Here is a 10,000-nt window from a genome sequence, read left to right on the forward strand (position 1 = left end):
ACAGAGCGTTACCAAAAAGTAAAGCGTTAATTAAATTCTTATCGGAAGAAGGAGTAAAACAATTACTTCAAAAAACAGAGAATTATTACATGCAAGATAACAACAGAGAAATGCCAAAAATTGATGAGGCGTTGTACTTTGTTATCGAAGAAAAAAACAATCAAGTTGAGTTAACGGATAACGGAATCCAATTCTTATCTACTGATACCGATGCTCAATTCTTCGTTTTACCAGATATTGGTTCAGGAATTGCCCAAATCGAAAGAGAAAATTTAGCTCCAGAAGAAGCAGCTGAGAAAAAAGAAGAATTATTCCGTGATTTTTCTGTAAAATCAGAGCGTATTCATACGTTAACACAGTTATTAAAAGCATACACTTTATTTGAAAAAGATACGGAATACGTTATCATGGACAATAAAGTAATGATTGTAGATGAGCAAACAGGACGTATCATGGATGGTCGTCGTTACTCAGATGGTTTACACCAAGCAATCGAAGCTAAAGAAAATGTAAAAATCGAAGCCGCTACTCAAACATTTGCAACCGTTACGTTACAGAATTATTTCCGTATGTACAGCAAATTAGGAGGAATGACAGGAACGGCATCAACAGAAGCTGGTGAGTTCTGGGAAATCTACAAATTAGACGTTGTGGAAATTCCAACCAATCGTCCAATGGCTCGTAAAGATAAAGATGATTTAATTTACAGAACTGTTCGTGAAAAATTCAACGCCGTTATCGAAGATGTAGTACAATTATCAAATTCAGGAAGACCTGTATTGATTGGAACAACGTCAGTAGAGATTTCGGAATTATTAAGCCGAATGTTGAAATTAAGAGGTATTCAACACAACGTATTGAATGCTAAAATGCACAAAAGCGAGGCTGAAATTGTAGCAGAAGCAGGAAAACCTGGAGTAGTTACGATTGCAACGAATATGGCAGGTCGTGGTACCGATATTAAATTATCTGACGAAGTTAAAAAAGCAGGTGGTTTAGCAATTATCGGAACGGAACGTCATGATTCGCGTCGTGTTGACCGTCAGTTAAGAGGTCGTGCGGGTCGTCAAGGAGATGTGGGTAGTTCGCAATTCTACGTGTCTTTGGAAGATAACTTAATGCGTTTATTCGGTTCGGAAAGAGTAGCGAAAGTTATGGATAGAATTGGTCTAAAAGAAGGTGAAGTAATTCAACATTCGATGATGACAAAATCTATCGAAAGAGCTCAGAAAAAAGTAGAAGAAAATAACTTTGGAGTTCGTAAACGTTTGTTAGAATATGACGACGTAATGAACGCACAAAGAGAAGTAGTATACAAAAGAAGACGTCACGCTTTACACGGCGAACGTTTGAAAGTGGATATTGCCAACATGATGTACGATACTTGCGAATTAGTAGTAGAACAAAACAAATTGGCAGAAGATTTCAAAAACTTCGAGTTTGAATTGATTCGTTACTTCTCAATCAGTGCACCAGTTACACCAGCGGAATTTGCAAAATTATCAGCAAGAGAAATTACTGGAAAAACATACAAAGCGGTTTTAGCTCATTATGAGGAAAAAATTGCTAGAGATGCACGTGAAGCGTATCCAATCATCAAAAATGTGTACGAAAACAATAATGGTCAATACCAAAGAATCATTGTTCCTTTCTCTGACGGAATCAAATCATTAAATGTGGTTACTGATTTAGAAAAAGCATATACTTCAGAAGGTCGTTCGTTAGTGGCAGATTTCGAGAAAAACATCACATTAGCAATTGTGGATGAAGCTTGGAAAAAACATTTACGTAAAATGGACGAATTGAAACAATCGGTTCAGTTAGCGGTTCACGAACAAAAAGATCCATTATTGATTTATAAATTCGAAGCGTTTAACTTGTTCAAGAAAATGATTGACGATGTAAATAAAGAAGTAATTTCGTTCTTGTTCAAAGGTGATTTACCTTCTCATAATACATCGGAAATTCAGGAAGCTAAGCAAGTGCAACAAAAAGAAAACTATACTGAATCTAAAGAAGATTTAGATAGTGAAGATACAGCAGCACAAGCAAGAAGAGCTGGAGAAATGGCAAGTCAAAGACCTCAAGTAACGGAAACAATTACTAGAGAAATGCCAAAAATCAATCGTAATGACACTGTTACTATCAAACACGTAATGAGTGGCAAAAGCGAAACCATGAAATATAAAAAAGCAGAAAGCATGTTAGCTTCTGGTGAATGGGTTTTGGTTAACGAATAATCAAAAACACATAGAAATAAACTAATCCTCAATTGCTAAAAGTAGTTGGGGATTTTTTATCTTTGATAAAATTAAAAATCACTCAAAATGAAATCTAAAATTCTATTCTTCGCATTCTTTCTTTTTCAAACTATTGCTGTTTTAGCACAAGATATGGCTTCATTAAAAACGGAAGCTTTAAAATCATACAAAGCGAGTGTAAATATGAATTTTGACGATATTTTCGCTACTACCTATCCAAAAGTGTTTGATATTATTCCGCAAGACCAAATGAAAAAGATGTTTGGTCAAATGATGGAAAACGAGCAATTTTCAATAAAGTTAGTGGAAGTAGAACCTAATTTTTCATTTGGTGAAATCAAGAAGATAGAAGGGAAATCTTTTTGTATAGTAACGTACAATAACGTAATGACGATGAAATTCAAACAACCAATGGATGATGCAGAATCAATGACGGATATTTTTAAATCATCAATGGAAGCAGATAAAGTTACCTATGATAAGTTAACCAATACATTCCGTATCGAAATGCGTTCTACACTAATCGCTGTTGCGGATGATTTGACAAAAAACCAATGGAAATTTTTAAATAAAGACAAAGAGAACAAAATGTTTTCGATGTTATTTGATGCAAAAATTTTAAAAGCTTTAGGATTGTAATATGAACGAAAATAATATCACTTACACCGAATTTTTCAACCAAGTTAGAGCGAGTATCGCTGATGGTACTTTTGCGAAATTAACACTAGCTAAAACCGTTGGAAAACCCGAATTACAAAACATTTACGTAAAAACTATCGTAGAAGACAACATCTTAAAATTGTCGATGACGTATAAAATTTACACGACTGAAAAGCAAGAATTGGTAAAAATCTGCAAATTAGACGATTTAGAAGCAGAGTTAATCCCGCACATTAATAACCCATTTTTATCTGCTCTGTTATTTACAACCGAAGCCGATATTACCATGAAATTAAACAAAAAACGAGTTGCTAGTATTATTGAACAACCGCCAACGTTTAAAAATGCGGATGCGAATTTGGTAGAGTTTTTAAGCTCGAAATAAATGAAATACACAAATTTTAAAAAATGGTTATTTATAATTATTGGAGGTTTTATTACTTCAATTTTTAGTTTTACTGTGCTATATTATTTATTAATCCCAGACCTATGTTATTATCATTCACATGAAATGAATTATATCATGAGTTTATTCTTTACAGTTTATCCTGGAAGTAATGGGCATCCTTCACCTAATTTGATAAATTTTATTCTTTCGTTTTTAGTTGGAAGTTTAATTGGTTTTGTTACTTTTAAGAAGTTTGTAAAACATTAAAATACTTATTCCCCATCAGGAAAAATCTTTCCAGGATTCAATACATTATTTGGATCAAAGATTGCTTTGATGCGTTCCATTAATTCTAAATGTACTTTTGAAAATGCAATATCCATGTAGTTTTTTTGTACTAAACCAATGCCGTGTTCACCAGAAAGTGTTCCTTTTAAACCAACTGTCAATTCAAAAATTTCACGAATCCCTTTTGGAACTTCCGTTTTCCAATTGTCATCGGTCATGTTGCCTTTGATGATGTTGACGTGTAAATTACCATCGCCCGCATGTCCATAACAAACGGATTGAAATCCATATTTCGAACCAATTTCTTTGATGCCTTTTAATAGTTTTGGTAATTCATATCTTGGTACAACGGTATCTTCTTCTTTATAAATCGAATTTGCTTTTACTGCTTCTGCCACAGAACGACGCATTTTCCAAAGGGCATTTTTTTGTTCGTCAGTATCAGCAAACAAAACTTCGTCAATTTCAAATTGCTCTACGACTGCCAAAATTTGTTCAGCTTCTTGCATCAAAATTTCTGGGTAATTTCCATCTACTTCTATCAATAAATGCGCTTGAACGTTGTCTTTCACTTCCACATTCAAACCATCGACAAATTTCAATGTCCAATCAATGGCATCGCGTTCCATAAATTCTAAAGCACTTGGCACAATTCCTGCTCTAAAAATGGATGAAACGGCTTCACACGCTTGCTCAGCTTTATAAAACGGAACCAAAAGCAATACGTTATGTTTGTTTTGAGGTAATAATTTCAATACAATTTTAGTCACAATTCCCAAAGTTCCTTCACTACCCACCATCAATTGCGTCAAATTATAACCTGTCGAATTTTTCAAGGTATTAGCACCTGTCCAAATGATATCACCTGTTGGCAAAACTACTTCTAAATTCAGCGCATAATCTTTCGTAACACCATATTTCAAAGCTCTCGCACCACCTGAATTTTCTGCAATGTTGCCGCCAATATAACAACTTCCCATACTACTTGGATCTACTGGATAAAACAAGCCTTTTTCAGCCACAGCTTCTCGTAAAACTTGTGTAATTACACCAGGTTCGGTAGTAACTTGTAAATTTTGCTCGTCAATTTCAATAATTTGATTAAATCGCTCCATTGAAATCGCAATACCACCATAAATCGATAAAGCACCACCACTCAAACCCGTACGCGCACCAATAGGCGTTGTCGGTATTTTATAAGTGTTGGAAACTTTTAAAATTTGCGCCACTTCTTCGGTATTCGCAGGTTTCACTACCACATGAGGCGGAAAACTCAAATCTTCCGTTTCATCGTGACCATACGTTTTTCGAGTAGCCTCATCAGTAAAAATATAAGCCGAACCTACAATGTTTTCAAGTGCCAGTATTATTTCAGGATTCATAGTGTAAAATTGAAAAGTAAAGATATTAAAAACTACTTAAAACCCAATACCAAATAGCAATAGTAATCAACGACAACGGAATTCCAATTCCAATCATCATGCTGCTTAATTTCGGTTTTAATCCGTAGTTAGAGGCTAAAATCGCACCAGTAATCATCGGCGCCATGGCAGATTCCATAATGGAAACATCAATTTCTAAACCTTTTCCGTTTAACACCATTTTGTAAAGCAAAAAGAATAAAGTTGGCATCAAAATCAATTTGAAAAGTAAGCCTAGAGTTAAAAAACGCCAATGTTTACTTCGCGTATCAATTTTTAATTGCAATCCAACCGCTACTAAAGCGACAGGTGTTACCGTGTTTCCGATTCGTAAAAACGAGTTTTGCAATGCTTCAGGAAATTCTAAAGAAAATATAGTACAAAATAAAGCAATCGTAAATGCAATGAAAGGCGGAAATTTTACAATTTTCAATACGATTTCAGAAGTGCTTAAATTGCCTCTTGAAAAGCTCGCTGCGACTAATATTCCTAAGGTAGTTACGACTACGAATGAACCAGGTTGGTCAACGATGATAGCGGTTTTCAGTCCGTCTGCACCATATAAAGCTTCTATTATTGGAAATCCTACGAATGAAGTATTGCTCAATCCACCCGTTAAAATCAAACAGCCAATTAGCTTTTTCGACCATTTGAAATAGGTTCCCAAAGCATAGAAAAACACAAACGATAATCCGAAACCTAACCATGCAATTCCTAAAGGATAAAGCAGAGCCAATGAAATAGTGATTTTCGGAATGTAATACAACGCCATAGCCGGAAGCGAAACGTAAATCACGTATTGATTCAAACTTTGATAGGCGTTTTTAGGAAATTGCGGTACTTTTTGAAGCGCAACGCCTAAAATCAAACATAAAAATAAAAGAATGATGTTTTCCATATGTCGAAAATCGAGAATACAAAGGTAATTAAACCTTGAGATTTCGATGTTTCATATTCTTACATTTTTTGTATTTTTACACAAAGCAAAACTCTTTTGAAAACACCTAATAAAAAATCGGCACTTTCAGAAATTCACGGCGTGGAACAACCCGAAACATTGAGTACAGTTGTCGCACATCAAATTCAACAATTCCGAAGAAAACAACCTTCGGCAGAGGAATTGATTGCTGGAATTTTAAAAGGTGATAAAACTGCATTGAGTCGCGCTATTACTTTGGTTGAAAGTACGAATCCTGAACATTTAGCCAAAGCGAATGAAGTGATAAAAGGTTGTTTGCCACATGCGAATAACTCCGTTCGTATTGGAATTACAGGTGTTCCGGGCGTTGGAAAAAGTACTTTTATTGAAGCTTTTGGAAAATATTTAACTTCTATCGGAAAGAAAGTTGCAGTATTAGCGGTTGACCCGAGTTCGTCTATTAGTCACGGAAGTATTTTGGGTGATAAAACCCGAATGGAAGAATTGGTTAAAGATGAAAATGCTTACATCCGACCAAGTGCTTCAGGTGATACGTTAGGTGGCGTTGCCAGAAAAACCCGTGAAACGATTATTTTATGTGAAGCATGTGGGTTTGATACGATAATTATTGAAACCGTTGGAGTAGGGCAAAGCGAAACCGCTGTTCACAGTATGGTGGATTTCTTTTTGTTATTGAAAATTTCAGGTGCTGGCGATGAATTACAAGGCATCAAACGTGGCATCATGGAAATGGCGGATACAATCGTAATCAATAAAGCGGATGGTGATAATGTTGCGAAAGCCAAATTAGCGAAAACCGAATTCAATAGAGCCTTACATTTATTTCCTGCTAAATCCTCAGGTTGGATTCCGAGAGTGACTACTTGCAGTGCTTATGAAAAAACAGGTATTGATGCGATTTGGGAAATTATTTCAGAGTATTTTGAATTGGTAAAATCGAATCATTATTTTGAAGAAAAACGCCAAAATCAAAACCAATTTTGGATGATGGAAACGATTAATGAACAATTGAAATCACATTTTTACAATCATCCAAATATCATTCAACTACTAGAAGAAAACAAAAAAGCCGTGCAAAATAATGAAATTTCACCTTTTGCAGCGGCTATGCATTTGTTGGAACAATATTTTAAAAAATAATTTTTAGTAGAGACAAGTCATTGACTTGTCTCTACGGGAATCAATAATAATCAAAAATTATTCTTGCTCGTAACGTTCAATTTCTCTATCGTAGAATTCTCCAGCAATGGTAATTAAATGTTCCATTTCAGATTCCAATTCTTTTTCGTCTTCTTCTTCGATGTCTTCTAAAAATTCTACTTCGTCATCTTTTAAATTGATTACGAATCTTGGATATTCTAAATGGATTACGAAAATATCTTCTGGAAAATCGGTATTATCACCGATAACAAATTTTGGTAAGTTCATGTTTTTATGATTTTAATTTCTTCTTTTTATTGTAATTGAACTTGTTCTTGAGTTTGCCCTTGAACAAGTTTTTTCGTTAAGTAATTAAAGCGAATATACAAAAATATCGCGGCTGCTGTTAATCCAGCCAAAAGTCCAATCCAAACGCCAACGGCTTTTAATTCGGTTTCTAATCCTAAGTAAATGGATATTGGAAATCCAATTACCCAATACGCTACAAAAGTAATATACATTGGAATTTTAGCATCTTGCAAACCACGAAGCGCGCCTAAAACCACCACTTGCAAGCCATCTGAAATTTGAAAAACAGCCGCCACTAAAAGTAAGTTAGCCGAAATTGCGATTACTTCTAAGTTTTTAGTTAGGTTTTCTGCGTCATTTATATCAATAAAAATATAAGGTAATGAAGTATGTAAGGCAACAAATAGCAATGCGAAAACGACTTCAATGATGATAGTAAGTAAGAAAATAGAAATCGCTACTTTTCGTAAGGTAACATAATCATTCAACCCTTTTTGATTTCCAATACGAATCATTGCAGTAACGCTCAATCCCATGGCAAACATGAAAGTTAACGAAGCTAAACTCAACGCAATTTGATTTGCTGCTTGACTGGTAGTTCCAATCATACCACACAACCAAATAGCTCCAGTAAACAAAGCTACTTCAAAGAACATTTGCATGGCAGAAGGTATTCCGATTTTAATGATTTTTTGGTTGATTTCTTTCTTAATTTCTTTTAAACTAAATCCTTTAAAATAGGGGTGGAATTTCGGTTTTAGATTCATCATGTAGTGCATAAAACCTAGCATCACAAAGCGTGAAACAATCGTTCCAACAGCCGCTCCAACGATCCCCCATTTTGGGAAAATCCAAATTCCGTAAATAAGGAAATAGTTAATCACCACATTGGTTATATTTCCAATAATAGTTGCCCACATGGAATATTTCGTTTCGCTCAAACCATCAGCAAATTGTTTGTACGCTTGGTACATAATTAACGGAATCAACGAAAAACCTACGATGTCTAAATACGGTTTTGCCATTTCCACTACAGCTTCAGGTTGGCCCATGTAAGCAATTAGCGGTTTGGAAAAGAAAATTAAGGTAAATAAAGCGACTCCTAAAATTGTACACAAATACAATCCATGATGAAACGCAGAACGACCGCCAGCAACATCATTTTTTCCATCGGATTCAGCTACTAATGGTGTAATGGCTGTTGAAAATCCGATTCCTAATGACATGGCAATGAATACAAAACTGTTTCCTAATGACACAGCGGCTAATTCGGTTGGGCCTAATTTTCCCACCATTATATTATCCACAATTCCCACAACGGTATGACCTAACATTCCTAAAATAATAGGGTAGGCGAGTTTTAAGTTATATGAAAATTCTTTAGCGTAGTCGGAAAAAGTCATTTTGGCAATTTTGTGGCAAAGGTAGTTATTTTGAAAAAGATTTTTCAATAATAAAACATTACTTAATCAACTTGGTTACTAGAAATTTTCTCTTCAAGAAATAAGTAAATATCATTTGTAGCATGAAAAGTAAATTGTTTACCCTTTGTGAATTTATTTAGATGAGAATTTTCTATATCCGATACAAAAATTGTTTTAAAAGTAAATAGACTTTTTGAATTTGGTTTTTTGCTTTCAAAATAAGAAACAGAACCGCGTCCATTTCCAATTGTATCGTAAATTTTAAGTGTTTTAATTTCAGAATATTTTATTTCCTTTCTACTAAAAGGAACTTTCCTTATTATAGAATCTTTAGTTAAAATTATTTTAGATTTCACACTAAAAAATATTACATAAGGTGTTAATAAAATAAAGGGTAAGGTGAAAAAAGATATTTTCCAATAGCCATCTCTAATTAAAACATACCCAAAAATAGATGCAATAACAGATATAGCAAGTCCTAGGATAAACCAAAAAAAGGAGACAAATGATTTTATGTTTACTGCGGGATATATTTTTTCCACATTATCCATTTAAGTAATTCGGGATTTAAAGTGAATTTACTTTTTTATATTTTGATTTATCGTATCACTTTCGATAAGTCCGTCTCGTAAACGAATGATTCTGTTTGCATAAGCGGCAATATCTTCTTCGTGCGTTACCAGGATTACCGTATTTCCGTTGGCGTGAATTTCGTTGAATAAATTCATGATTTCTACCGACGTTTTACTGTCTAAGTTTCCGGTTGGCTCATCTGCTAAAATGATAGAAGGTTTGTTTACCAAGGCTCTTGCCACTGCCACACGCTGACGTTGACCACCCGATAATTGATTTGGTTTGTGATCCATACGGTCTTGAAGTCCTACTTGTGTCAATACTTCAGTAGCTCTTTCAACACGTTCTGATTTCGAATGACCCGCATAAACCATTGGCAAAGCTACATTATCCAAAGCTGTTGTTCTTGGCATTAAGTTGAACGTTTGAAAAACGAATCCAATTTCTTTATTACGAATTCCTGCCAATTCATCGTCTTGCATTTCACTCACGTGTTTTCCGTTCAAAATGTACGTTCCAGAAGTTGGTGTATCCAAACAACCTAAAATGTTCATCAAAGTTGACTTTCCAGAACCTGAAGGGCCCATCAATGCTAC

The 10,000-nt window shown here is 34.7% G+C and carries 11 protein-coding genes; 5 read left to right on the forward strand and 6 right to left on the reverse strand.

The genetic code is table 11. The features are described 5' to 3' along the window. From LDL23_RS03685 to LDL23_RS03700, 4 genes are all read left to right on the forward strand, one after another. The coding region (locus LDL23_RS03685; protein WP_291264503.1) for a helicase-related protein at positions 1 to 2,240 on the forward strand (2,240 nt) is incomplete at its 5' end. Between the two features lie 87 nt (positions 2,241 to 2,327). Continuing rightward, the gene (locus tag LDL23_RS03690; protein WP_291264504.1) at positions 2,328 to 2,900 is read left to right on the forward strand and encodes a hypothetical protein; all 573 of its coding nucleotides are present in this window, start codon (positions 2,328 to 2,330) and stop codon (positions 2,898 to 2,900) included. A gap of 1 nt (position 2,901) precedes the next feature. Beyond that, the gene (locus tag LDL23_RS03695) at positions 2,902 to 3,306 is read left to right on the forward strand and encodes a hypothetical protein (RefSeq protein WP_291264505.1); all 405 of its coding nucleotides are present in this window, start codon (positions 2,902 to 2,904) and stop codon (positions 3,304 to 3,306) included. Beyond that, entirely contained in the window at positions 3,307 to 3,576 is a 270-nt protein-coding gene (locus LDL23_RS03700) for a hypothetical protein (RefSeq protein ID WP_291264506.1), read from the forward strand. It begins immediately after the preceding gene. A 5-nt stretch (positions 3,577 to 3,581) separates the two neighbouring features. On the opposite strand, the gene LDL23_RS03705 is transcribed toward LDL23_RS03700, so the two are convergent. Together LDL23_RS03705 and LDL23_RS03710 are read right to left on the reverse strand one after the other, a co-directional pair. Continuing rightward, positions 3,582 to 4,979: an FAD-linked oxidase C-terminal domain-containing protein gene (locus LDL23_RS03705; RefSeq protein WP_291264507.1), complete on the reverse strand. Its 1,398-nt coding sequence runs from the start codon at positions 4,977 to 4,979 to the stop codon at positions 3,582 to 3,584. A gap of 25 nt (positions 4,980 to 5,004) precedes the next feature. Further along, positions 5,005 to 5,916, reverse strand: a complete 912-nt coding sequence (locus LDL23_RS03710) for an AEC family transporter (protein ID WP_291264508.1) — start codon at positions 5,914 to 5,916, stop codon at positions 5,005 to 5,007. A 96-nt stretch (positions 5,917 to 6,012) separates the two neighbouring features. On the opposite strand from LDL23_RS03710, the gene meaB reads away from it, so the two are divergent. After that, on the forward strand, positions 6,013 to 7,098 hold the full coding sequence (gene meaB, locus LDL23_RS03715) for a methylmalonyl Co-A mutase-associated GTPase MeaB (protein WP_291264509.1): 1,086 nt from the start codon (positions 6,013 to 6,015) through the stop codon (positions 7,096 to 7,098). 57 nt (positions 7,099 to 7,155) lie between these two features. Here meaB and LDL23_RS03720 read toward each other — a convergent pair whose 3' ends face one another. From LDL23_RS03720 to LDL23_RS03735, 4 genes are all read right to left on the reverse strand, one after another. After that, on the reverse strand, positions 7,156 to 7,386 hold the full coding sequence (locus LDL23_RS03720; RefSeq protein ID WP_008253940.1) for a hypothetical protein: 231 nt from the start codon (positions 7,384 to 7,386) through the stop codon (positions 7,156 to 7,158). Between the two features lie 26 nt (positions 7,387 to 7,412). Beyond that, complete coding sequence (locus LDL23_RS03725) at positions 7,413 to 8,810, reverse strand: MATE family efflux transporter (RefSeq protein ID WP_291264510.1); 1,398 nt, start codon at positions 8,808 to 8,810, stop codon at positions 7,413 to 7,415. A gap of 62 nt (positions 8,811 to 8,872) precedes the next feature. Next, positions 8,873 to 9,382, reverse strand: coding sequence for a hypothetical protein (locus LDL23_RS03730; protein ID WP_291264511.1), 510 nt, complete (start codon positions 9,380 to 9,382; stop codon positions 8,873 to 8,875). 27 nt (positions 9,383 to 9,409) lie between these two features. Further along, the coding region (locus LDL23_RS03735; protein WP_291264512.1) for an ABC transporter ATP-binding protein at positions 9,410 to 10,000 on the reverse strand (591 nt) is incomplete at its 5' end.

The sequence above is a fragment of the Flavobacterium sp. genome, assembly GCF_020217025.1.
Classification (GTDB): Bacteria; Bacteroidota; Bacteroidia; order Flavobacteriales; family Flavobacteriaceae; genus Flavobacterium.